At 58.3% G+C, this 24,716-nt stretch carries 22 protein-coding genes; 12 read left to right on the forward strand and 10 right to left on the reverse strand.

What is annotated here, in order from left to right:
* Nucleotides 1–121: 121 nt before the first annotated feature.
* Together B2J69_RS00755 and B2J69_RS00760 are read right to left on the reverse strand one after the other, a co-directional pair.
* Nucleotides 122–889 carry an amino acid ABC transporter ATP-binding protein gene (locus tag B2J69_RS00755; RefSeq protein WP_081134887.1) on the reverse strand — a complete coding sequence of 256 codons (768 nt, stop codon included), beginning with the start codon at nt 887–889 and terminating at the stop codon, nt 122–124.
* Between the two features lies 1 nt (nt 890).
* The gene (locus tag B2J69_RS00760; RefSeq protein ID WP_081134890.1) at nt 891–1,541 is read right to left on the reverse strand and encodes an amino acid ABC transporter permease; all 651 of its coding nucleotides are present in this window, start codon (nt 1,539–1,541) and stop codon (nt 891–893) included.
* A 291-nt stretch (nt 1,542–1,832) separates the two neighbouring features.
* Here B2J69_RS00760 and B2J69_RS00765 point away from each other — a divergent pair, with 291 nt between their 5' ends.
* The 3 genes from B2J69_RS00765 to B2J69_RS00775 are packed head-to-tail and all read left to right on the forward strand — an operon-like array spanning nt 1,833 to nt 4,572.
* On the forward strand, nt 1,833–2,597 hold the full coding sequence (locus B2J69_RS00765) for an ABC transporter substrate-binding protein (protein WP_081134893.1): 765 nt from the start codon (nt 1,833–1,835) through the stop codon (nt 2,595–2,597).
* A gap of 18 nt (nt 2,598–2,615) precedes the next feature.
* Nucleotides 2,616–3,218, forward strand: a complete 603-nt coding sequence (locus B2J69_RS00770; RefSeq protein ID WP_081135292.1) for a cupin domain-containing protein — start codon at nt 2,616–2,618, stop codon at nt 3,216–3,218.
* 25 nt (nt 3,219–3,243) lie between these two features.
* Complete coding sequence (locus tag B2J69_RS00775) at nt 3,244–4,572, forward strand: NAD(P)/FAD-dependent oxidoreductase (RefSeq protein WP_081134896.1); 1,329 nt, start codon at nt 3,244–3,246, stop codon at nt 4,570–4,572.
* Nucleotides 4,573–4,608: 36 nt separating this feature from the next.
* On the opposite strand, the gene betA is transcribed toward B2J69_RS00775, so the two are convergent.
* From betA to betI, 3 genes are read right to left on the reverse strand one after another with little or no spacing between them, the layout of a single operon-like run.
* Nucleotides 4,609–6,288 carry a choline dehydrogenase gene (gene betA / locus B2J69_RS00780; protein ID WP_081134899.1) on the reverse strand — a complete coding sequence of 560 codons (1,680 nt, stop codon included), beginning with the start codon at nt 6,286–6,288 and terminating at the stop codon, nt 4,609–4,611.
* Nucleotides 6,289–6,315: 27 nt separating this feature from the next.
* Nucleotides 6,316–7,788: a betaine-aldehyde dehydrogenase gene (betB, locus tag B2J69_RS00785; protein ID WP_081134902.1), complete on the reverse strand. Its 1,473-nt coding sequence runs from the start codon at nt 7,786–7,788 to the stop codon at nt 6,316–6,318.
* A 13-nt stretch (nt 7,789–7,801) separates the two neighbouring features.
* A complete protein-coding gene (gene betI / locus B2J69_RS00790; protein WP_081134905.1) occupies nt 7,802–8,398 on the reverse strand; it encodes a transcriptional regulator BetI in 597 nt (198 codons plus the stop codon).
* A gap of 228 nt (nt 8,399–8,626) precedes the next feature.
* On the opposite strand from betI, the gene B2J69_RS00795 reads away from it, so the two are divergent.
* A complete protein-coding gene (locus B2J69_RS00795) occupies nt 8,627–10,654 on the forward strand; it encodes a choline transporter (RefSeq protein ID WP_081134907.1) in 2,028 nt (675 codons plus the stop codon).
* A gap of 33 nt (nt 10,655–10,687) precedes the next feature.
* On the opposite strand, the gene B2J69_RS00800 is transcribed toward B2J69_RS00795, so the two are convergent.
* The 5 genes from B2J69_RS00800 to B2J69_RS00820 form a co-directional block, all read right to left on the reverse strand.
* Nucleotides 10,688–11,272 (reverse strand): DJ-1/PfpI family protein, encoded by a 585-nt coding sequence (locus B2J69_RS00800; protein WP_081134909.1) that lies wholly within the window; start codon nt 11,270–11,272, stop codon nt 10,688–10,690.
* A gap of 133 nt (nt 11,273–11,405) precedes the next feature.
* Nucleotides 11,406–12,503 (reverse strand): catabolic alanine racemase DadX, encoded by a 1,098-nt coding sequence (dadX, locus tag B2J69_RS00805; RefSeq protein ID WP_081134911.1) that lies wholly within the window; start codon nt 12,501–12,503, stop codon nt 11,406–11,408.
* A 21-nt stretch (nt 12,504–12,524) separates the two neighbouring features.
* Nucleotides 12,525–13,820 (reverse strand): D-amino acid dehydrogenase, encoded by a 1,296-nt coding sequence (locus B2J69_RS00810; protein WP_081134912.1) that lies wholly within the window; start codon nt 13,818–13,820, stop codon nt 12,525–12,527.
* 47 nt (nt 13,821–13,867) lie between these two features.
* Entirely contained in the window at nt 13,868–15,364 is a 1,497-nt protein-coding gene (locus B2J69_RS00815; protein ID WP_081134914.1) for a CoA-acylating methylmalonate-semialdehyde dehydrogenase, read from the reverse strand.
* 13 nt (nt 15,365–15,377) lie between these two features.
* Nucleotides 15,378–16,709 carry an aspartate aminotransferase family protein gene (locus tag B2J69_RS00820; protein WP_081134916.1) on the reverse strand — a complete coding sequence of 444 codons (1,332 nt, stop codon included), beginning with the start codon at nt 16,707–16,709 and terminating at the stop codon, nt 15,378–15,380.
* Nucleotides 16,710–16,790: 81 nt separating this feature from the next.
* On the opposite strand from B2J69_RS00820, the gene B2J69_RS00825 reads away from it, so the two are divergent.
* The 8 genes from B2J69_RS00825 (at nt 16,791) to B2J69_RS00860 (ending at nt 24,713) form a co-directional block, all read left to right on the forward strand.
* Nucleotides 16,791–17,711 (forward strand): LysR family transcriptional regulator, encoded by a 921-nt coding sequence (locus B2J69_RS00825; protein WP_236722670.1) that lies wholly within the window; start codon nt 16,791–16,793, stop codon nt 17,709–17,711.
* Between the two features lie 205 nt (nt 17,712–17,916).
* On the forward strand, nt 17,917–18,750 hold the full coding sequence (locus tag B2J69_RS00830) for a transporter substrate-binding domain-containing protein (protein WP_081134917.1): 834 nt from the start codon (nt 17,917–17,919) through the stop codon (nt 18,748–18,750).
* A 191-nt stretch (nt 18,751–18,941) separates the two neighbouring features.
* The gene (locus tag B2J69_RS00835; RefSeq protein WP_236722678.1) at nt 18,942–19,643 is read left to right on the forward strand and encodes an amino acid ABC transporter ATP-binding protein; all 702 of its coding nucleotides are present in this window, start codon (nt 18,942–18,944) and stop codon (nt 19,641–19,643) included.
* An 11-nt stretch (nt 19,644–19,654) separates the two neighbouring features.
* Nucleotides 19,655–20,326, forward strand: a complete 672-nt coding sequence (locus B2J69_RS00840) for an amino acid ABC transporter permease (protein WP_081134921.1) — start codon at nt 19,655–19,657, stop codon at nt 20,324–20,326.
* A 10-nt stretch (nt 20,327–20,336) separates the two neighbouring features.
* On the forward strand, nt 20,337–21,002 hold the full coding sequence (locus B2J69_RS00845) for an amino acid ABC transporter permease (protein ID WP_081134923.1): 666 nt from the start codon (nt 20,337–20,339) through the stop codon (nt 21,000–21,002).
* Nucleotides 21,003–21,024: 22 nt separating this feature from the next.
* A complete protein-coding gene (locus B2J69_RS00850; RefSeq protein WP_201789467.1) occupies nt 21,025–21,906 on the forward strand; it encodes a dihydrodipicolinate synthase family protein in 882 nt (293 codons plus the stop codon).
* A 63-nt stretch (nt 21,907–21,969) separates the two neighbouring features.
* Complete coding sequence (locus B2J69_RS00855; protein WP_081134924.1) at nt 21,970–23,235, forward strand: NAD(P)/FAD-dependent oxidoreductase; 1,266 nt, start codon at nt 21,970–21,972, stop codon at nt 23,233–23,235.
* Nucleotides 23,232–24,713, forward strand: a complete 1,482-nt coding sequence (locus tag B2J69_RS00860) for an aldehyde dehydrogenase family protein (protein WP_081134926.1) — start codon at nt 23,232–23,234, stop codon at nt 24,711–24,713. Before B2J69_RS00855 ends, B2J69_RS00860 begins: the two co-directional genes overlap by 4 nt.
* Nucleotides 24,714–24,716 lie beyond the last annotated feature (3 nt).

Below are 24,716 nucleotides of genomic sequence, written 5' to 3' on the forward strand. Positions count from 1 at the left end.
AAAGGGCGAAATTGAACTAACATTCTGAGATCAAAGGGTACGGCCTGGGCACAGCGGCGATGCGCCGCGTCTGCGCTGGCACGCATCGCTTAGAGCCAGCGCAAATCAGACTTTGCAGCCGCTAAACCGCGGCGCGGCACTGGCTGCACACAGACGCCTCGCTGCCGCCCAATACGCGGCGCAAGAAATCCTGGGTGCGCGCCTCCTGCGGCTGTAGCAAAATTTGCTGCGCCGGTCCCTGTTCGACGATCTGGCCGCTGTGCAGAAAACAGACGCGATCGGCGACCTCGCGGGCAAACTGCATTTCGTGGGTGACGACGATCATCGTCATGCCTTCGCGCGCGAGGGTACGCATCACCTGCAGCACCTCGCCGACCAGCTCGGGGTCGAGCGCCGAGGTGGGTTCATCAAACAGTATCGCTTTCGGCTGCAGCGCCAGGGTGCGCGCAATGGCGACGCGCTGCTGCTGGCCGCCGGAGAGCTGGCCAGGCCAGGCGTTGATCTTGTCCGCCAGCCCAACCAGCGCCAGCAGCGATTTCGCCCGTTTTTCCGCCTGCGCGCGCGGCTCGCCGTTGACGTGGATCGGGCCTTCCATCACGTTTTCCAGCACGCTGCGGTGGGGAAAGAGGTTAAAGCGCTGGAACACCATGCCAATCTGACGGCGCAGATCGTTGATGCTTTTATGGCGGCTGTTGACGCGCTGACCCAGCACGCTGATGTCGCCGCCCTCGTAGGTTTCCAGCCCGTTGATACAGCGCAAAATGGTCGATTTGCCCGAGCCTGACGGCCCAATCAAACAGACCACTTCGCCCGCCGTAACGCTAAAGCTCACGCCTTTGAGCACCTCCACGCGGCCAAATCGCTTATGCACATCACGGATATCAATCATCTCAGGCTCCTTTAATCTGGCGTTTTTCCAGCCGTTTGGTCAGGGCCATTAGCGGCAGGCACAGCAGCAGATAGAGCAGCGCCACCAGCGTATAGACCGTGGTATTGTCGAAGGTCGAAGCGGCGATCAGCTGGCCCTGACGCGTCATCTCCGTGACGGCGATGGTAGAGGCAAGGGCAGAATCCTTCAGCATCATCACCAGCGTATTGCTGTAGGGCGGCAGCGCGACGTGAAACGCCTGCGGCAGGATCACCCGGCGCATCGCTTTGGCGAAGCTCATGCCCATCGAGCGCGCCGCCTCAAGCTGGCCGCGATCCACTGACTCAATGCCAGCGCGAAATATCTCGGCGATATAGGTAGAAAAACAAAACGCGATGCCGATGACGCTGGCCTGAAAGGAGGTCAGGGTTATTCCAATGTCCGGGAACACAAAATAGATATAAAACAACACCACAATCATCGGCAGGCCGCGGGTAATATTAATCACCAGCGAAACCGGCCAGGAAACTATTTTCCACGGGCACATCTTGGCCGCCGCAAATAGCAGGCCCAGCGGCGTGCTGATCACCAGCGACAATAGCGTAATGGTGATGGTCATTTCGGCCCCTTTTAGCAAAAAGGGCAGGTAGGTATGAATGCTGCTCCAGTCCATCTGTCGCTCCTGAACGTGCTGCACAACGCCTGTCGGGGCAAGAACACTTCATTATAATGAATATCGTCACGGGCAAAGTGCTGTCAATCATTACCCGCGTCGGCAAGATACCGATTACTTATTACCGCGATAAGCAACAGCTATAGATGGGCCGTTAAGCGAAAGCAATGACGTAATCGGTAATGTGTGAGGTGCGACGGCGGACAAAAATAAAACATTGACAGCCGCCGCATTAATTTCATTATAGTGAAAATGACGTTCGCCCTTTTCATCCCGATACAGGAGTGAGTTATGTCTGTCGCCTCAAATAAACGCCTGCTGCCCTTATGTCTGGCGCTGAGCCTCGCCGCCGCTGTCAGCGTCAACGCGCAGGCCGCCGCGCTCACCGCCGGGTCGCCGCCCTCCAGCGCGCCCACCACCTTCCTCAACACCCAGAGCGGCAAAATCGAAGGCTTTATGCCGGACGTGGCGGCGGAAGTGGCAAAACGCCAGCATCTGGAGGTCAGCTTTACCGCCGTGCCGTTCTCCACGCTGATTCAGTCGGTGATCGCCGGTAAGATCGATATGATCGTGGCGGGCATGACGCCAACGCCTGAGCGGGCGAAGCGCATCGGCTTCTCGCAGCCGGTGACCGCTTTCGGCGCCGGGCTGGTGGTGCGCGACGACAACCATAAAAAATATGACTCCTGGCAGGATCTCAAAGGTGAAGTGGTCGGCACCATGGCCGGCACCGACTACACGCAAAGCCTGATGCAGAGCGGTATCGCCAAAGAGGTGAAGGTCTACGACAGCCCGGCGGATATGACGCGCGACCTGTCGCTGGGGCGCATCGCCGCCGGCATGAACGACTATCCCATCCTGGTGGCGCAGGCGAAGGCGGGCGGGCTGAAAGGAATGCACGTGGTAGAAGGGTATAAACCGGAACACGTCTCGCCAATGGCATTCGGGGTGAAAAAAGGCAACGACAAGCTGCTGGCCGAGATCGACAGCGCGCTCACTGCCATGAAGCAGGACGGCTCGCTGCAGGCGATTAAGACCAAATGGGGCATGCCCTGACGGATGAGCGGCAAAGAGATGAAAAACGCATCGCAACCGCACGCGGACGGCGCCGCTGAAACCGATATCGGCGCCCGGCTGAAGGCGCTGCGCAAGGCACGTAATCTGACCATTACCGAACTGGCGCTACTGGCCAACGTTTCCGCCGGCGCCATCAGCCAGATTGAGCGTAATCTCACCAACCCCACCGTGCGGGTGCTGGAGCAGCTTCGGCTGGTGCTGAAGGTGCCGCTCACCGCGTTTCTGGAGGAGGGCGACGCGTCACTGCGCGGCGCGGAGCACTATGTGCGCCGTCGCGCGGAGCGGCCGCACTTTAACGTCGGCAAACGCGGCATCGCCAAAGAGATGCTGTCGCCCTCGGGCGACCATGACGTGCAGTTTATGATTATCCGCATTCCGCCGGGGGTTCGCTCCGACGAGATGCTGATCGGGCAGGGCGAAAAAGCCGGCATCGTGCTGGAAGGCGAACTGACGCTGGAGATCAACGGCGACAGCGCGCGCCTGATGAGCGGCGACAGCTTTCAGTTTAAGAGCCATCTGCCGCATAACATTTTCAACCCAACGGAGAGCGACGCCAGAGTCCTGTGGATCATGCATATTCCGCCTGAGCAGCATCTCTGAACGCCCTGACTTTAAAGGTTCTTTTATGCGCATAAAAATTAATTCAGTGACAGACAGCGCCGCGTTTCCCGAACAGGTTGACGTTATCGTCATCGGCGGCGGCATCATCGGCACCTCGGTGGCCTATGAGCTGGCAAAGCAGGGCGTCTCGGTGGCGCTATTTGAAAAAGGGGTAATCGGCGGCGAGCAGTCCGGCCGCAACTGGGGCTGGGTCAGACAGCAGAACCGCGATCTCTACGAGCTGCCGCTGGCGATGCGCAGCCTGCAGCGCTGGGAACAACTGGGCGAGGAGATCGGCCTCGATCTCGGCTTTCGCCGCAGCGGCATTCTCTACGGCACCCAGAACGAGGCGGACGTGGCGCGCTGGGAAAAATGGGGAGCCCAGGCGAAGCAGATCGGCTTTGTCAGCCAGCTGCTGTCGGCGAAAGAGGCCGGCGAACGGCTGGGCGATCGTGCGCGCTGGGTCGGCGGTGTCTGGTCGCCAACTGACGGACGCGCCGAGCCGTCGCTGGCGGCGCCCGCTATCGCCGTCGGCGCGCAAAAGCTGGGCGCCTCTGTGCACCAGCGCTGCGCGGTGCGCGGGCTGGATATCAGCGCCGGACGCGTCTCCGGCGTCTGGACCGAGCGCGGCCGCGTGCGCGCCAGCCAGGTGATCTGCTGCGGCGGCGCCTGGAGTTCGCGCTTCTGCAAGCAGTACGGCATTGAGCTGCCCAGCGCCAATATTCTCGGCACCGCGTTTAAAACCACGGCGGCGCCGGAGGTGATTCAGGGCTGTCTCAGCATGCCGGAACTCTGTATCCGCCGCCGACTCGACGGCAGCTATACCGTCGCCGTTCCTGGCCGCGGCCAGCTCGATCTGGCGCCGCAAAATATCCGCTATGCGACGAAGTTCTATCCTATGTACCGCAGCAAAATCGCCAAGAAATTGAAGCTGCGCCTCAACGGCTCGTTTTTTAACGGGCCGGAAGCGGCGGGGCGCTGGTCAAACGACGGGGTGTCGCCGTTTGAGAAAATTCGCGTGCTCGATCCCAAACCAGATGGGCAGATCCTCGACGAAGCGCTGCGCACGCTGGTCAGCGCCTTTCCTGAGCTAAAGGGCATCGCCATCGATCACGCCTGGGGCGGCTGGATAGACACCACGCCCGATTTGGTGCCGGTGATTGACGAGATGCAGAATTTGCCCGGCTTGTTTATCGCCTCGGGCTTTAGCGGCCACGGTTTCGGCATCGGCCCCGGCGCGGGCCTGCTGTGCGCGCAGCTGATGACCAACCGCGCGCTGTTTACCGATATCACCCCGTATCGCCTGGCGCGCTTCGCCAAAGGCAATGCGATTCGCGAACCACAGATGATGTAGCCGTAAAAAAGCCCGCCGAAGCGGGCTGGAACGCGTTTACCGGCGTTTCGGCTCGCCGCGCACCGGCTTCTCGCCGGCGACAAAGTAGCTTGCCGTCGAGGCGGGCAGCGGCTGGCGACCGCGAATATTATCAGCGATTTTCTCACCGATCATAATGGTGGTGGCGTTGAGGTTGCCGGTGATAATCAGCGGCATAATCGAGGCGTCGACCACGCGCAGTCCCTGCATGCCGTGCACGCGGCCCTCACCGTCGACCACCGCCATCTCGTCGCTGCCCATTTTACAGGTGCCGCACGGATGGTAGGCGGTTTCCGCATGATTGCGCACGAACTCATCCAGCTGCTCGTCGGTTTCGCACTCAATGCCGGGGCTGATCTCGCGACCGCGAAACTTATCCAGCGCGGGCTGGTTGATAATGTCGCGGGTGATGCGGATCGCATCGCGGAACTCATGCCAGTCCTGCTCGCTGGCCATGTAGTTGAACAAGATGGCCGGATGACGACGCGGATCGCGCGACTTGATGCGCACATGGCCGCGGCTGGGAGAGCGCATCGAGCCGACGTGGCACTGGAAACCGTGCGCGTTGACCGCGTTCGAACCGTTGTAGTTAATCGCCACCGGCAGAAAGTGATACTGAATGTTCGGCCAGGCAAACTCTTCGCGGCTGCGGATAAATCCGCCCGCTTCAAAGTGGTTGCTGGCGCCGATGCCGCTGCCGTTGAACATCCACTCCGCGCCAATTTTCGGCTGGTTCCACCATTTCAGCGCCGGGTAGAGCGAGACCGGCTCTTTGCATTCGTACTGCAGGTACATCTCCAGGTGGTCCTGCAGGTTCTCGCCGACGCCCGGCAGGTCGTGCACCACGGGAATATCGAACGACTTTAGCAGGCTGGCAGCGCCGACGCCGGAGCGCTGTAAAATCTGCGGCGAGGCGATCGCGCCCGCGCAGAGCAACACTTCGCGCCGTGCATGCACCTTGTGCGAGGTGTTGCTGGCGCCCAGCAGATACTCCACGCCGACGGCGCGCTTGCCGTCGAACAGGATGCGGTCGGTGGTGGCGTGGGTAACAATTTTCAGGTTAGGGCGGTCTTTCGCCCGATCGAGATAGCCGCGCGCGGTGCTGGAGCGGCGTCCCTGCGGCGTCACGGTGCGATCCATCGGGCCGAAGCCCTCTTGCTGATAGCCGTTAAGATCCTCGGTGCGCGGATAGCCCGCCTCGACGCCCGCCTCGATCATGGCGGCGAACAGCGGATTGTTGCCCGCCTTCGGCGTCGCCACGCACACCGGGCCGTCGCCGCCGTGGTAGTCGTTTGGCCCGATATCGCGCGTTTCCGCTTTGCGGTAGTAGGGCAGGCAGTTGAGGTAGCGCCAGGATTCCAGGCCCGGCGCTTCCGCCCAGCCGTCGAGATCCATGGCGTTGGCGCGGATATAGCACATGCCGTTGATCAGCGAGGAGCCGCCCAGCCCCTTGCCGCGCCCGCACTCCATGCGGCGGTTGTTCATATGCGGTTCCGGCTCGGTCTCGTAGGCCCAGTTATAGCGTTTTCCCTGCAGCGGGTAGGCCAGCGCCGCAGGCATCTGCGTGCGAAAATCCATACGGTAATCCGGGCCGCCCGCTTCCAGCAGCAGAACGTTAACGTCGCTCTCTTCGGTCAGACGGGTAGCCAACACGTTTCCTGCGGATCCGGCTCCAATGATGATGTAATCAAATTCCATTCGTCGCTCCTCAGGTTTCTCGGTTAATCAAAATACAGACTGAAAACGGTCCAGCTCGACCTGCACAGATTTCACCTGGGTGTAATTCTGCAGGGTCATCAGGCCGTTTTCCCGGCCCACGCCGGAGTGCTTGTAGCCGCCGACCGGCATCTCTGCGGCGGATTCGCCCCAGGTGTTGATCCAGCAGATGCCCGCTTCAATCTGGTGGATAACGCGGTGGGCGCGGTTAAGATCCTGAGTCACCACGCCAGCCGCCAGGCCGAACTCGGTGGCGTTGGCGCGGCGCACCGCTTCCTCTTCACTCTCATAGGTCAGAATCGACATCACCGGTCCGAAGATCTCTTCGCGCACGATGGTCATCTCGTCGCGGCAGTCGGTGAAGACGGTGGGCTCTACCCAGGCGCCATTGTCGAAGTCCGCGCCCTGCATGCGCTTGCCGCCGCACAGCAGGCGCGCGCCCTGTGAGATACCGCTCTCGATGTAGCGCATCACGTTGTCGCGGTGGCTGAAGCTCACCAGCGGGCCGAAATTGGTGGCGGGATCGTTCAGGTCGCCGGCGCGAATGCGGGCGACGCGCGTCAGGATCTTCTCTTCGAACGCCGCCTTCAGGCTGGCGGGAACGAACACGCGCGTGCCGTTGGTGCAGACCTGGCCGGAGCTGTAAAAGTTGGCCATCATGGCGATATCGGCGGCGAGGTCGAGATCGGCGTCCTCAAAGATGATCAGCGGCGACTTGCCGCCCAACTCCATGGTGACCTCTTTCAGGGTCGAGCCGGCCGCATTGGCCATCACTTTTTTGCCGCTGGCGACGCCGCCGGTGAAGGAGACTTTATCGATGCCGGGGTGTTCGGTCAGCAGCTGACCGGTCACCGCGCCGCTGCCTGGCAGCACGTTGAACACGCCGTCCGGCACACCCGCTTCGCTGTAGATCTCCGCCAGCTTCAGGGCGGTGAGCGGGGTGACCTCGCTCGGTTTAAAGATCATGGCGTTACCCGCCGCCAGCGCAGGGGCGGACTTCCACAGGGCGATCTGGATCGGGTAGTTCCAGGCGCCGATGCCCGCCACCACGCCGAGCGGCTCGCGACGCGTATAGACAAACGCGCTGTCGCGCAGCGGGATCTGCTGGCCTTCCAGCGACGGGATCAAACCGGCGTAGTACTCCAGCACGTCCGCGCCGGTGACGATATCGACGCTGGCGGTTTCGCTCAGCGGCTTGCCGGTATCCAGGGTTTCCAGCGCCGCCAGCTCGTCGTTGCGTTCGCGCAGGATATCCACCGCGCGGCGCAGAATGCGCGAGCGCTGCATGGCGGTCATCGCCGCCCAGACCTTCTGTCCTTTACGCGCGGCGGCAACGGCGCGGTCGACGTCGTCGCGGCCCGCTTCGTGCACCTTCGCCAGCACTTCGCCGTTGGCGGGATTGACAGTGTCAAAGGTGTCGCCAGTCGCCGCAGGGACGTAGGCGCCATCGATGTAGAGGTGTTGCTCTGCGAATCGGGACATGGTTTCTCCTTTATCAGGGATGCGTGTCGCCAGCCAACTGCTGGCGAATAAACTGGGTAGTGAGCGAGCGTGCCAGCTGAAAATCAAACGGCTTGCCGCCCAGCGCCGCGCGCAGCCAGAGGCCGTCGATCAGGGCCGCCAGCCCGTAAGCGGCAGTGCGCGCCGCGTCGCGCGGCAGCTCGCGGCGAAACTCCGCGGCCAGCGACGAGAAGAGGCGACTGCTGCTGACGCGCTCCAGTCGGTTAAGCTGCGGCTGATGCATGCTGCTCGACCAGAAGTCGAGCCAGGCCTTCATTGCCGCCTTGTGCAGCTGGCTTTCGTCAAAGTTGCCTTCGACAATGGCGCAGAGGCGCGCTTCGGTGCTCGCCCCGGCCAGCGGCTTCAGCCGCATCGCCACCGCGTCGTGCAGCTGACGCGTCACGTCGCGCATGGTGGCCTCCAGCAGGCCGTTTTTGTCTTTGAAGTAGTGGCTGATGATGCCGGTCGAGACGCCCGCGCGCCGCGCAATCTGCGCGATGGTCGCGTCGTTGATCCCGACTTCGTTAATGGTTTCTAGAGTTGCATCAATCAGCTGCCGACGTCGTATCGGCTGCATTCCCACCTTTGGCATGACAAGCGCTCCACCCTAAAACAAGTGCACTATTAGAACTTTTATTGATTGAACGTTCAATATAAAAAAGAAAGTTGTTAGGATACTGTGCCTTGATTGTTGCAGAGCGCAGGGTAAAACATCGCTTTACCGCTACGCTTATTATCGGGAGGAGAACCATAACGCGCAGGCGTTGCAAGGTAAAAAATCTAAATAACCTGTTGAATTTATTATAACCAGAGGTAACTGATGATGAATCCACCTGCAAGTGAAAAGGACAGAATTAACCCCGTGGTGTTCTACACCTCCGCCGGACTGATTCTGACGTTTTCACTGGTGACGATTTTCTACAGCGAGCTGGCAGCCGCCTGGATCCAGGCGACGGTGAACTGGGTATCGTCGACGTTTGGCTGGTATTACATGCTGGCCGCCACGCTTTACATCGTGTTCGTGTTGTTTATGGCCTGTTCGCGCTTCGGCGCCATCAAGCTGGGGCCGGAGCAGTCAAAGCCGGAGTTCAGCCTGCTGAGCTGGTCCGCCATGCTGTTCGCCGCCGGGATCGGCATCGATCTGATGTTTTTCTCGGTGGCCGAGCCGGTGACCCAGTATATGCAGCCGCCGGAAGGGGCGGGGCAGACCATTGAAGCCGCGCGCCAGGCGATGGTCTGGACGCTGTTCCACTATGGCCTGACCGGCTGGTCGATGTATGCGCTGATGGGCATCGCGCTGGGCTACTTCAGCTACCGCTACAACCTGCCGCTGACGATCCGCTCGGCGCTCTATCCGATCTTCGGCAAGCGCATCAACGGGCCGATTGGTCATACCGTCGATATCGCGGCGGTGGTCGGCACCATCTTCGGCATCGCCACTACGCTCGGCATCGGCGTGGTGCAGCTCAACTACGGCCTGAAAGTGCTGTTCGATATTCCTGAAGGGCTGGGGGCGCAAACCGCGCTGATCGTGCTGTCGGTGATCATCGCCACCATCTCCGTCACCTCGGGCGTCGATAAAGGCATCCGCATTCTCTCTGAGCTGAACGTGGCGCTGGCCCTCGGCCTGATCCTCTTTGTGCTCTTTTTCGGCAAAACCGATTTTCTGCTTAACGCGCTGGTGCTTAACGTCGGCGACTATATCCATCGCTTTATGGGCATGACGCTTAATACCTTCGCCTTCGATCGTCCCACGCAGTGGATGAACAGCTGGACGCTCTTTTTCTGGGCCTGGTGGGTCGCCTGGTCGCCGTTTGTCGGCCTGTTCCTGGCGCGTATCTCGCGCGGCCGCACCATCCGCGAGTTCGTGCTCGGCACGCTGATCATTCCTTTTACCTTTACGCTGCTGTGGCTGTCGGTGTTCGGCAACGCCGCGCTGTATGAGATCCTGCACGGTGACGCTGGCTTTGCGCAGGAGGTGATGGCCCATGCGGAGCGTGGCTTCTATCTGCTGCTGGAGCAGTATCCCGCGTTTAAGCTGAGCGCCTCGGTGGCGACCATTACCGGCATGCTGTTCTACGTCACCTCGGCGGATTCCGGCTCGCTGGTGTTGGGCAACTTCACCTCGAAGCTGAAGGATATCAACAGCGACGCGCCGAACTGGCTGCGCATCTTCTGGTCAGTGGCTATCGGCGTGCTGACGCTCGGCATGCTGATGACCAACGGCATCTCGGCGCTGCAAAACGCCACGGTGATTATGGGCCTGCCGTTTAGCTTTGTGATCTTCTTTATTATGGCGGGGCTCTATAAGTCGCTGAAGGTGGAAGACTACCGCCGCGCCAGCGCCAGCCGCGACACCGCGCCTTACCTCGCCACCAGCAGCGACCGACTGAGCTGGAAAAAGCGCCTGTCGCGCCTGATGAACTATCCGGGATCGCGCTATACCCAGCAGATGATGGAGCAGGTGATCTTTCCGGCGATGCAGGAGGTGGCGAAAGAGCTGGAGTTGCGCGGCGGCCGCGTCACGCTGGAGCGGCTCGACAGCGAAGAGAGCGCGCTGGGCTACATTGACCTGCGCGTCAACCTGGGCGAGGAGCAGGACTTTGTCTATCAGGTCTGGCCGCAGCAGTATTCGGTGCCGGGCTTTACCTACCGCGCGCGCAGCGGAAAATCGACCTACTACCGGCTGGAAACCTTCCTGCTGGAGGGGAGTCAGGGCAACGATTTGATGGACTACAGCAAGGAGCAGGTGATTATCGACATTCTCGATCAGTACGAGCGTCACCTTAACTTTATCCATCTGCATCGCGAAGCGCCGGGCAGCAATATCACCTTCCCGAGCGTGTAGCAGTGAAAGCGGGCCAGCCAGGCTGGCCCGCAGTTATTTACCCAGACGATCGCTGCGCCAGCGGTCGTAATAGATATGTTCCGCCTGGAAGTCCGCCGCGCCCGCTTTGCCGGTAAGACGCAGCGCCAGCTGCAGCGCGAAATCGAACGCCACGCCCAGCCCTCTGCCGCTCAGCAGATTGCCATCCTCCACCACGTCCGCCATCACATAGTCGCCGTCATCGTAATGCATCCATAGCTCGCCGGAGCAGGTGTAGCGCCGTCCTTTCAGCAGCCCGTTGCCCGCCAGCACGCGCGCCGCCGCCGAGCAGATGGGCGCAATCACTTTGCCCGCGTCATCGTGGCGCCGGATAAAGGCCGTCACCGCCGGGCTGGCGGCCAGGTTGACCGTGCCTTCCGGGCCGCCGGGAATAATCACCGCGTCGAACAGCGTCGAGGGCAGCTCTTCCAGCAGCGCATCGGCGAGGGTGACCACGCCGTGGTAGCTGACCACCTGATTATGGGGATGGCAGGCGACGGTGGTGACCACCACGCCCAGTCGGCTCAGTATATCGAGGGTGATAAAGGCTTCCGCTTCTTCAAAGCCTGGCGCCAGCAGTAGGGCAGCTTTCTTTGACATCGTCTCTCCTTGCATCTGTCAGGGGATAACATGATAAAAAAAATAAAACAGCGTTTCATTTATATCATGTTATTCCGCCATTCGCAGTCGATACGCGCGATCGGACGCCAGAGCAAATAAACAGATTGTGGCGTTAGCCACGCATCCTTACCTCCAGGTTCTGGTCAGTGACAACAGGCACCCGCGGCGCCAGCGCGCTCAATAACTCATAGCCCAGCGTACCGGCAGCGCGAGCGACATCATCAACGGGTAGCGCCGCTCCCCAGAGTTCGACCGGGCTGCCAATGCCGGCAGCAGGACAGGGGGTAAGATCAACGGCAAGCATATCCATAGAAACGGTGCCAACAATTGCTGTTTTGACGCCATCTACCAGCACCGGCGTGCCGCCTGGAGCATGACGTGGATAACCATCCGCATACCCGCAGGCGACAATCCCGATACGCTGTGAGCCTGCTGCGCAATAGCGACCGCCATAGCCGACCCGATCGCCTGGCTGTAACGGCTGCACGGCAATAATCTGACTCGACAAGCGCATGACCGGCTTCAGCCCCGTATCAGCAATATCCTGCCAGCGACCGCTGGGGGAGGCGCCATAGAGCACAATGCCGGGCCGCACCCAGTCAGCGTGCGTCTGAGGATGCCAGAGCGTCGCTGCGGAGTTAGCCAGGCAGTGTGACAGCGGCATTTCAGCGCCCAGCGCGTTGATCAACGCCATGGGCGCTGCGACACCCGTTTCGCTGTCAGCGCTGGCGAAATGGGTCATCAGCGTAATGTCGCCAATATTTGAACTGGCGCTGGCTTCAAGCCACGCGGCATGCAGCCGATCGGGCGCAAAGCCGAGGCGGTTCATCCCGGAGTTGACCTTAAGATAGATATCGATCGGTCGCCGCAGACGGGCATTAACGATAGCAGCCAGCTGCCAGAAGCTATGCACCGCCGTCGTCAGCTGATACTGCTCGATAAGCGCGAGATCATCAGGTTCGAAAAACCCTTCCAGCAGCAAAATCGGGCCTTGCCAGCCCAGTTCACGCAGGCGGATCGCTTCATTAAAGTCGAGCAAGGCAAAGCCATCGCTGTTCTGTAATGCAGGGAAAACGTTAGCGATGCCATGCCCGTAGGCGTTGGCTTTAACGACCGACCAGATCCGCGCCCGGCCTGCTTTTTGACGTATCAACCCCAGGTTATGCCGCAGAGCGGCAAGAGAAATTTCAGCTTGAACAGGACGTGGCACAGGTGCTCCCTGATTTATCAATTAGCGGGTTTCGACGACCGGATCGTTAAACGTAAGGCTGGACATGCCCTGATAGCGCATCACAGAGAGATCGCTAAACGGAATAGCCGGCGTGGTGCCCGAGATCAGATCGGCGATCAGCTGCCCTGAACCACAGGCCATTGTCCAGCCAAGGGTGCCATGTCCGGTATTGAGATAGAGATTTTTGAAGCGCGTGGCGCCAACAAGTGGCGTTCCATCAGGCGTCATTGGCCGCAATCCGGTCCAGAAGGTGGCGCTGGCGAGATTGCCTGCGCCAGGGTAGAGATCGTTGACGACCATCTCAAGCGTTTGTCGCCGCCGGTTTTTCAGCCGAGTATCGAAACCGACAATTTCCGCCATGCCCCCTACGCGAATGCGATCGTCAAAGCGGGTGACCGCCACTTTATAGGTTTCATCAAGGATGGTGGAGGCTGGCGATTTGGACTCATCCGCAATCGGGATCGTCAGCGAATAGCCTTTTAAGGGATAGACGGGAATGGAAACCAGACCGGCTAACAGTTGGGTTGAATAAGAACCCAGCGCCACGATATAGCGGTCTCCCGTGATGACGCGCTCGCCGCATTTGACGCCGATAATACGATCGTTATCTTCAATTAACCGTTCGACGTTGAGGTTATAGATAAAGGTAACACCTGCATCGGCCGCCAGCTGCGCCAGCCTCTTCGTGAACATCTGACAGTCGCCGGTTTCATCATTAGGCAGACGTAATCCGCCCGTTAACTTATGGGCGGAGCCAGCAAGCGCCGGCTCTGCCTGCATCAGCTGATGAGGCTCCAGCAGTTCGTAAGGTACGCCGGCCTGTTGCAATACGGCAATATCCTGCGCCGCGTGCGCAAACTGCGCCTCGCTGCGAAACAGTTGTAAGGTGCCGCCCTGACGCTCGTGGTAGTGAATACCGGTATCGCGCCGTAACGCGCGCAGGCAGTCGCGGCTGTATTCCGCAATGCGAACCATACGCGCTTTATTGACGGCATAGTGCTGTTCGTCGCAGTTTTTCAGCATCTGCCACATCCACTGCAGCTGAAACAGGGAGCCATCTGGACGAAGCGCCAGCGGCGCATGCTTCTGGAACATCCACTTCACCGCCTTAAGCGGAATACCCGGTGCGGCCCAGGGCGTGGCATAGCCAGGCGAAATCTGACCGGCATTTCCCGCGCTGGTTTCCTCGGCGGCGGCGGCCTGACGATCAACCACAATGACCTCATGTCCTGCTTTGGCGAGATACCATGCGCTGGTTACGCCGACCACGCCGCTACCCAAAATGACTATTTTCATCTGGCAATCTCCATCAGCGTCGTGGCCGCAGGGCAGCCACGACGAGCTCAGCTATTACTGGGGAAAGCGAACTGTGCCGTTTCCTGAGAGGTCTGTTTCGGCCAGCGCTGGGTAATGGTTTTACGGCGGGTGTAGAAGCGGACGCCATCCGGGCCGTAAGCATGCAGGTCGCCGAACAGGGAACGCTTCCAGCCGCCAAAACTGTGGAAGGCGACAGGCACCGGCAGGGGCACGTTGACGCCTACCATGCCTACCTCGATCTCATTGCCAAAGGTGCGTGCCGCTTCACCGTCGCGCGTGAAGATGCAGGTGCCGTTGCCATATTCATGCTGGTTAATCAGCGTAATGGCTTCACTAAGCGTGCCGACGCGAACCACGCACAGCACCGGCCCAAAGATCTCTTCTTTATAAATGCGCATGTCTGGCGTGACGCGATCAAACAGGCATCCGCCCAGGAAGTAGCCGTTTTCATGTCCGGCTACGCGCAGCGTGCGTCCGTCAATCACCAGTTCAGCGCCTGAGGCAACGCCGTCATCAATGTAGCCAGCGACTTTTTCTTTGTGCGCCGCGGTGACCAGCGGCCCCATATCCAGACCACAGACGGTGCCAGCACCCACCTTCAGCGCGCTGATTTTAGGCGACAGCCTGTTGACCAGGGCGTCAGCGACGGCATCGCCTACGCATACCGCAACCGATATCGCCATGCAGCGCTCTCCGCATGAGCCATAGGCGGCGCCCATCAGCGCGCTGACCGCATTATCAAGATCGGCATCGGGCATAACGACTGCATGATTTTTCGCGCCGCCCAGCGCCTGTACGCGTTTACCGCGGCGGGTGCCTTCGCGGTAAATATATTCTGCGACCGGCGTAGAGCCGACAAAACTGATCGCCTTAACCTCGTCGCTTTCAATCAGCGCATCTACCGCTTCCTTATCGCCGTTGACCACATTCAGCACGCCAGCCGGTAGACCCGCCTGCTGAAAAAGAGAGGCGATCAACAGCGTAGAGCTGGGATCGCGCTCAGAGGGTTTCAGCACAAAGGTGTTGCCGCAGGCTATCGCCAGCGGATACATCCATAGCGGCACCATCGCGGGAAAGTTAAATGGCGTAATGCCCGCCACCACGCCGACGGCATGAAAGTCGCTCCAGGAATCGATGCCGGGCCCCGCATTGCGGCTATATTCGCCTTTCAACAGCTCGGGGGCGGCGCTGGCATACTCTACGTTCTCAATTCCGCGCTTTAGCTCACCCGCCGCGTCTTCCAGCGTTTTGCCATGCTCTTCGCTAATAAGCTGCACAATCTCTTTTTCGTGCGCTTCAAGCAGCTGCTTAAAGCGAAACAGCACCTGCGCGCGCTTCGCTGGCGGCAGATCGCGCCAGGCGGGCAGCGCAGCGCTGGCAGCGGCGATTGCCTCCTGAACCGTGGCGGCGCTGGCCAGTTCCACCTGCCGTATCGCTTCGCCGGTAGAGGGATTGAAGACGCTGGCGGTTCGGCCGTCAGGTTTACGCATGTGGCCGTTAATCAGATGGGTAATGATGGTCATGATGCTGCCTCGCTTAATTGATATGGTGCAGGGCGTCGCCCACGGCGTCGAACAAGCGATCCAGCTCGGCTGGCTGCGTGTTAAACATTGGACCGAACTGCAGCGTGTCGCCGCCAAACCGGACATAGAAGCCTGCTTTCCACAACGCCATACCCGCATCGAAAGGCCGGACGGTTGCGTCGCCGTCGCGCGCTGCCAGCTGAATGGCGCCTACCAGGCCGCAGTTACGGATGTCTACCACGTTCGGACAGTCGCGCAGCGCGTGGAGAGTGCGCTCAAAATGGGGTGCCAGTTCGGCGGATTGTGCAATCAGCGACTCGCTCTCAAGCAAATCAAGGGTGGCCAGGCCCGCGGCGCAGGCCACAGGGTGAGCGGAGTAGGTGTAGCCATGCGCAAACTCCACGCTATGCTCCGGCAGCGGTTGGGACATAAAGGTGTGGTAGATTTCGCTGCTGGCGACCACGCCGCCCAGCGGAATGGCGCCGTTTGTTATCTGTTTGGCGAAATTAAGGATATCCGGCGTGACGCCAAAATACTCCGCGCCGCTCCAGCAGCCCAGTCTGCCGAAGCCGGTAATGACCTCGTCAAATATCATCAGGATATTGTGCTGCGTACAGATCTCACGCAGGCGCTGCAGGTACCCCTGAGGAGGAATAATCGCGCCGGCGGAGCCTGAAAGCGGTTCAACGATCAGCGCCGCAATGTTTGAGGCGTCATGCAGCTCAATCAGCTTAAGCATTTCATCTGCCAGCGCCACGCCGCCCGTTTCAGCCTGTCCTCGGGTAAAGGGCAGGTCGGCCTGCAGCGTATGGGGAATGTGATCGACATCCATAAACTGGCCAAACATTTTACGATTACCGCCGATGCCACCCAGGCTGGTGCCGGCGATATTCACGCCGTGATAGCCACGCGCCCGGCCAATAAATTTGGTTTTCGCCGGCTGGCCTTTAATGCGCCAGTAGGCGCGCGCCATTTTTACTGCCGTGTCGGCCGACTCCGAGCCAGAGCCAGTAAAGAAAACATGATTCAGCTCGCCGGGCATATGGCTGGCAATCTTGTCGGCCAGCTGAAAAGAGAGTGCATGGCCGTACTGGAATCCGGGTGAATAGTCGAGCGTGCCGAGCTGTTTCGCGACGGCCTGCTGGATGTCGCTGCGCGTATGGCCCGCGCCGCAGGTCCACAGGCCAGACAGGCTGTCAAAAATCTGGCGGCCTTTATCGTCAGTAAGCCAGCGGCCTTCTGCCGCAACGATAAAGCGCGGGTCGCGCTGAAAATTACGGTTGGCGCTGAACGGCATCCAGTGAGCCTGTAAATTAAGTGATGCGGTGAGATGAGACCCAGACATAGCGTTTCCTCCTGACAGGTGTAAGGAGAGTTTGCAATTAAGTCATGGTTAAGTTAAATCCATATAAACTCAACTTCACTTATGGAAAAACTCACCTATATGAAAAGCAAATCTCTGGCGCAGGTGACTGATTTTGACCTTAAGCTTTTGCGCATTTTCAAAACCGTGAGCGAGTGTGGCAGCTTTTCCGCTGCTGAAAGTCTGCTCGGCATTACCCGCTCCGCGATTAGCCTGAATATGAGCGATCTGGAAAAACGGCTGGGTATGCGACTCTGCCAGCGCGGCCGGGCGGGTTTTTCCCTGACGGATGAAGGACGCGAAATACTTCGCCACAGCGACAGTATGATGGCGGCGGTTGAAAATTTTCGTCAGCAGGTCAATCAAATGCATAAACAGCTGCGTGGCGAATTCAATATCGGAATAATTAATAATTTGGTCACGCAGCCGCAGATGAAAATCACCCATGCGCTCGATTCACTGCGTGCTAACGGGCCAGAAATACGCATTAACATCAGCATGATGACGGCAGCGGAAATCGAGCGAGGACTCATGGATGGTCGCCTGCATGTTGGGGCGCTACCCTTAACATCACCTGTTTCCGGCCTGGAATACCGACATCTTTATGGTGAAAAATCAAAACTTTACTGCAGTAGCAACCATCCTCTTTTTCTCGCAGAACACGAGCCAGATGATGAAGAGCTGTTGCAATATGACGCCATCGCGCCCAGCTTTCGTATGACGGCAGAAGCGATAGGCATGCATCAAATGCTGCACTGCACTGCCACTGCCTCCGATCGGGAAGGCATTGCTTTTTTAATTCTGACGGGACGCTTCATGGGCTTTCTGCCCGATCATTATGCCGCGCAATGGGTAGAGAAAAGTTTAATGCGTCCCGTGGCGCCGGAAAAAATGCAGTTCTCCAGCAATATCGGTATTGCCACCCGTAACGGCCGCCGGGCAAATGCCATCCTTGAAAAATTCCTTCAGTCGCTCGACCTCTAAATTCCGCCACGCCTCTCTTTATGATGTCGATCACATGCATCTGTGGATCGACGTCAAAGTTTGATCATAAGTAAACCATATTGGTTGACTTTGTTAATTTCGTGCTTCTATTCTCCGAGTTGTTAATGCATACAACTTTGCACACAAACGGGTAGCATACCCAACCGTTCCTGTTCGCAACATCAACGTCTGGACGAGGTTTGTTATGGTCAGTGTTCATTTTTCCGCTCTCAAAAAAATCAGCTGCTGTCTGGCGCTAAGCAGTGCGCTGCTGGCATCGGTCACCTCCGCTCAGGCTGCTGATAATTTCTGGCAGGCCATTCAGCAAAAAGGGGTATTGCGCTGCGGCGCTGCGCCGGCTGCGCCCTATGTCATGCGCGATCCAAAAACCCAGCAGTACAGCGGTTATTTTGCCGAGCTGTGCCGGGATTTTGCTCAGAATGTGTTGAAAGTAAAAGTGCAGTTCGTCGATGCCAGCTGGGACACGCTGGTAGCGGGACTGCAAAGCGACAAGTGGGATCTGGCGATGGCGCTGAATCAGACGCCAGAACGCGCGCTGGCGATCGGCTTCTCCTCGCCGGCACAGGATTACCAGATCTCTTTTCTGGTGAATAAGCAGAACCCGAAAGTTAACGGCCTGGGCAGCAAGATTACCGACTATGACAAAGAAGAGGTGACCTTCGCCGTGATGTCGGGCACCGCGCAGGACAAAGCGCTCAGCGCCGTCATCAAAAAGGGCAAAATCATGCGCATGCCGGGAAATGATGAGAGTCGTTTAGCCCTGATGGCACGGCGTGCAGATGTACTGGTCGATGCCAGCGATACCAACCATCTTTTTGCGCTGGCCAATCCCGACTGGGCGAAAGAAGTGCTCCCCACACCGGCGCTGGCTAAGCAGGGCGTTTCATTCGGCGTACCGCGTTCTGTTTCAGAAGCCGATCTGGATGTGCTTAATATCTATTTAAGCCAGCGTCGCGCCACGGGCGAGATCGACAGGCTGGTGAATCAGGCGTCTGCACAGGCCAACGCGGCGAAATAAAACCCGACTTCACTTATCTACTCGTGTGCATTTCGCACGCAGCGGAGGAAACCATTATGAATGCCTCAACCCATCTGGCGGCGGCCCCTACGCGCCCACAAGATATCCGCCCTTTATTTATCAACGAATTCAATAAAGGGGACTTTATTCAACTGGACAATGTGAGCAAGGCCTATGGCGATTTAGTGGTAATGGATAATTTTCATCTCAATATGAAAAGCGACGACCGCCTGGTGATTATTGGGCCAAGCGGAAGTGGTAAAAGTTCGCTGCTGCGGGTCTTAATGGGTCTGGAGGGCATTCAACGCGGCACGATCAATTTCCAGAAACAGCACTATATCGTTGGCGATAAAAATAAACAGGCAAAAATCGTAGATCATACTATTCAGAAAAAAATAGGAATGGTCTTTCAGCACTACACGCTCTTTCCTCATTTATCTGTATTACAAAACCTGATCCTGTCGCCGGTTAAGGTGCATAAAATTTCAAAAACAATCGCCATCGATAAGGCGCGCGCGCTGCTTGCGCGCTTTGGTCTGGAGAGCAAACTCCACGCCTATCCCAGCCAGCTTTCGGGCGGTCAAAAGCAGCGTGTGGCGATTGCTCGCGCGCTGATGCTGGAGCCGCAACTGATGCTATTTGACGAAGTCACCTCGGCGCTGGATCCAGAAATGGTGACAGAAGTGCAAAATGTCATGCTGCAGCTAGCGGAACAAAAAATGGCGATGATTATTGTCACGCATGATATGCATTTTGCTCGAAATATCGCCTCACGCGTTATTTTCTGTGCTAACGGAAAAATTGTTGAACAGGGTCATCCTGAGAAGGTATTCACCAGCCCAAAAGAGACGCGCACGCGTGAGTTTCTGGAAAAAGTGCTGCACCTTAATTAAAGGGGAAGAGGATGGAATATCAATTCAATTTCCACTTTCTCAGTGGTAATTTCGATGCGTTATGGGATGGATTAAAAATCACGCTGGAACTTTCACTGATGGCGAACGTGCTTGGCCTGACGTTGGGGTTTATTCTGTGCATGATGGCGATAAGCCCCGTGGCCATTATCCGCTGGCCCACGAAATTATTTATTGAGTTTTTTCGCTGCACGCCAGTATTGCTTCAGATTGTCTGGTTCTATTACTGCGTCCCGATGATGTTTAACCTGTTTATCGATCCAATATATATGGGCTTTTTAGCGCTGGGATTAAATCTGGCGGCTTTTAACGCCGAAGCTTACCGCGCCGGCGTACAGGCAGTGCCGCGCGAACATCACGATGCAGGCATTGCGCTGGGGCTGAACCGCCTGCAGCAAACCTTCTATGTGGTGTTGCCCCAGGCGGTGCGCAGCGCGCTGCCCGTGCTGATGACCAACGGTATCTCCATTCTGCAGCAGACGGCGCTGGTGGCGATTGTGGCGATTTCAGACCTGATGTACGTCGGAAAAAATATCGCCACAGAGAGCTATCGTCCGCTGGAAACCTACTCGCTGATCGCGCTGATTTATTTTGCGCTGTCGCTGCCGATTTCTCAGCTGGTTTCCTGGATCGAGCGTCGTCAGGACGCGGCAACATCACGATAGGGCGCAGATCATGACACTCGACTTTTCGCAGGTTTTTTCTTACTGGCAGGTATTGTTACAGGGATTAGGCATCACGCTGGCCTTTACGCTGAGCTGTGCGGTGCTGGGTAGTCTGGCAGGCTTTGTCATCAGTCTGCTGCGGCTATCGCCTTTTGCGCCGCTGCGCTGGCTGCTCACGCTCTATGTTGAGTTCTTTCGCGGCACGCCGTTGCTGATCCAGCTTTTCTGGGTATTTTTCTGTTTTCCGGTGGTTTTCCAGCTCAACATTTCGCCCTGGGTATGCGTCACGCTCTCGCTGGTGATGTACATGGCGGCGATAACCAGCGAGACCTTCCGCGGTTCGCTGAAATCGATTGCCGGAGAACAGCACGACGCCTGCGTAGCGCTCAGCCTGACGCCGGCCGCCCGAATCCTCTATGTCATTTTTCCGCAGGCGCTGCTGCGCGCGGTGCCCACTCTGCTGTCGAACGTGGTCAGCCTGTTTAAAGAGAGCGCGCTGATCTCGTCCGTCGGCGTCGCCGACCTGATGTTTGTTGGCCAGAACATTTCAAACAGCACGGCGCGTCCCGTTGAATTCCTCACCGCCGTCGCGGTGATCTATTTCGTTGTGGCATTCCCCTTAACGCGCCTGGTAGGCGTCGTCGAGTCGCGTTTGTTACGGCGTTATGCCCTTTGATAACTGACTTACAGGAGTCGTAATGATGAAGATGCAAGGCATTTTACCCGCGCTGGTGACCCCGTTTAACGCGCAAGGCAATGTGGACCATGATCAACTGGCCAATATTCTGGAATATCAGCTTAAAGCCGGCGTGAGCGGATTTGTGCCGCTTGGCTCTACCGGTGAATATTATGCATTGACCAATGAAGAGCGCCGTCAGGTGCTGAAGACGGTGAAAACGGTCGTAGGCGATCGCGGCACCTTGATTGCCGGTGCCAACGGCTCCTGTACCCGTGAAGTGCTGGAGCAGGTTAAGCAGACGGTCGAGGCCGGTTACAACAACCTGCTTATCGCGCCGCCTTATTATGCCCTGCCGTCGCAGGAAGAGCTGATCGGTCACTACCAGGCGATTCTGGATACGTTCAGCGACATCAACCTGGTGCTGTATAACTATCCGGTGCGAACCAATGTCGAAGTAGGATTTAGCGTGCTGGACGCTTTTAAAGACCATCCTCGCGTCATTGGCATCAAGGAAAGCAGCGGCAGCGTGCTGCGAGCCGTAGAAATCGGCAACACCTATAAAGAGCATTACCAGCTCTCCTGTGGATCCGATGATGTTGCTTTTGACTTCTTTATGTGGGGCGCAAGCAGCTGGATCTGCGGGCCGGCTAACTGTTTCCCGGATCAAATTTGCGACTTTTACCGCAAGTTCAGCAGTGGGGATCTAACCGGTGCACAGAACGTTATGCGCTCCCTGTTCCCGGTGATGGCAAGCATGGAAGAGGGTAAATTTATTCAAAAAGTGAAATATGGTTGTGAACTGGCAGGATTCAAACCCGGCGAGGCGCGTATGCCTCTGCAACCGTTAACCGCTGAAGAGAAAGCGGATTTCCGCAAAATCTTTGAAGCGTCTCAGGGTTAAAACGATTGGCGCGCAGGCTGGCGAATAGCATACATTTGTCAGCCGCTTAATTGAGTATACGACATGTCGAAACAGCAGCAGTCAGTGGTGATCGGTGGGGGCATAGTGGGCGTCTGTTGCGCCCTCTATCTGCAAAAGGAAGGGCATCAGGTCTGGCTTATCGATCCGGCTGCGCCAGGGGAAAGCACCGCGAAATGGAGCTGCGGGCAGATGGCCGTAAGCGAAATTATCCCGCTCTCAAAGCCGGGCATCTTGAAACGTATTCCAGGCTGGCTGCTCGATCGGACCGGGCCGCTGGCGCTGCGTCCGGCCGCGGTGCCGGCTATTTTACCCTGGTTTTTGCGCTTTGTAGCCAACGCGCGCCATCGTCGAATCGAGACCATATCGCACGCCATGGCGACGCTGACGCGTGAGGTTTATGCCGACTTCGCGACGCTGCTGGCGCTCTGCCCGGATAAAGCTTTGCTTGGCCAGCGGCCGGTCATAGAGGTTTTCGATACGCCGCAGGGGCTGGCCGCCGAGCGGGCGCATCTGCAGCTGCGCGAACAGCTGGGATTTAAGGCAGAGACGCTTGATGCCAGCGCTATTGCCGACCTGGAGCCTGCGCTGGCGGGCAAGTTTTCCACCGGCGTGCTGTTTCCCGACTGGTGCGCGGTCAGCGATACCAAAGGCTTTATTGCCGCGCTTACCGAGGCGTTTATACGGCAGGACGGCGTGCGGGTCGATTCAGAAGCCGCGAGCATCCTCGATGCTCAGGGCCGGGCTTATGGCGTCTCGCTGCGTGATGGCCGAACGCTCTCGGCCGATCATGTGGTGGTCGCCGCAGGCACCGGTTCACGGCGCTTTTTTTCGCAGCTGGGCGTGCGCGTGCCGCTGACCGGCATTTCCGGCTATCAGGCGCTACTGCCCGAGCCGGAAGTCGAGTTCCGTCATTCCGTTATTTATGCCGATGGTGGCTTTTGCTTTACGCCAATGCGGCGCGGCCTGCAAATCGGCGGCACGATTGAGTTTGCCGGCGCAGACGCTAAACCGGATTTCAGACGCGCCGAGATCATTCTACAGAAGGCGCGCAAGCTGCTGCCTCAGCTTAATGTCGCTGACAAAGAGTTTGGCGTCGGCCATCGTCCCTTTTTACCGGATACTAAGCCGATTATTGACCGCTCACGTCGTCTGCCTAACGTGCTGATGGCATTTGGACATGGTCAGCTCGGCCTGACGCTGGGTGCCACCACGGGACGCCTTATTGCTGACCTGGCGGCACAGCGTCCCACCGCGCAGGATCTGACGCCGTTTAGCGCCTATCGATTTATGGAAGGAGACCGCACATGAGTTTCAACAACAAACTGTTTATTAACGGGGAATGGGTAGCGCCAGTAAAAGGCGGCAGCTTTGACACGCTCGATCCGGCGACGGAAACGGCGATCGCGCAGGTTGCAGCCGGGACGCGGGAAGATATAGATCGCGCGGTTCAGGCAGCGCGCGCCGCCTTCGATGACGGTGGATGGCCAGAGCTGAGCGGAAAGGCGCGCGCCGGTTATCTGCGCCGTATTGCCAGCCTGATCCGCGATAAACAACAGATGCTGGCAGAACTGGAGGTTCGCGATAACGGCAAGCCGTTGCCCGAAGCGCTGTGGGATATCGGTGACACAGCATACTGTTTCAATTTTTATGCTGATTTGGCAGAAAAGCTGGATGAGGAAAGAGAGCAAGGGATTACCCTCTCTGACGATCGATTTAGCGCCGTGGCGCGTAAAGAGCCGGTCGGCGTGTGCGGCGCGATTATTCCCTGGAATTTCCCTATGCTGATGGCGGCATGGAAAGTGGCGCCGGCGCTGGCGGCGGGCTGCACCGTTGTGCTGAAGCCTTCTGAAGTGACGCCATTAACCGCCCTGCAGCTGGCGGAGATGGCGCGCGAGGCGGAGTTGCCGCCTGGCGTTCTGAATGTAGTTACCGGCTTTGGCACCGAGACCGGCGCGCCGCTCACTGAACATCCCGATATCGATAAACTCGCCTTTACCGGCAGCGTGCCGACAGGCCGCCGCATTATGCAGGCTGCCGCCGCGGATATTAAAAACGTCAGCCTTGAGCTGGGAGGCAAATCCGCCTTTATCGTCTTTGACGACAGCGATATCGAGAAAGCGGTGGAGTGGATCCTGTTCGGCATTTTCTGGAATAAAGGCGAGGTGTGCTCAGCCACCTCACGCGTACTGGTACAGCGAAATCTGTATCAACCCCTGCTGGCGCGGCTGGTGGCAGAGACGGAGAAATTAACCACCGGCAACGGCATGCACGACGGCGTGCTGCTGGGCCCGCTGGTGAATGCTGCCCAGTATGAAAAGGTGCAGCGCGCCATCGCACAAGGCGTAGAGCAGGGCGCCACGCTGCTGACCGGCGGCAAACGTCCGCCTGGGCATGACAAAGGCTATTTCCTGCAGCCGACGATCTTCACCGATATGTCGGAAGAGAGTGACATCTGGCGCGAGGAGATTTTTGGCCCGGTGGTGTGCCTGCGGCCGTTTGATAGCGAAAAGGAGGCGGTCACATCAGCGAACCGTTCCCGGTTTGGTCTGGCCGCGGCGGTCATGTCAGCCGATTCTGAGCGGGCTGAACGCGTGGCGCGTAAGCTGCGGGCGGGCATTGTCTGGATCAACTGTTCGCAGCCCACCTTTACCGAAGCGCCGTGGGGCGGCTATAAGCAGAGCGGCATTGGACGGGAGCTGGGAGAGTGGGGGCTGAATAATTACCTCGAAACCAAGCAGATCACCCGTTACGACAGTGAAGAACCCTGGGGCTGGTACCTCAAATAAGAG

The organism is Pantoea latae (assembly GCF_002077695.1).
GTDB classification, from domain to species: Bacteria; Pseudomonadota; Gammaproteobacteria; order Enterobacterales; family Enterobacteriaceae; genus Pantoea; species Pantoea latae.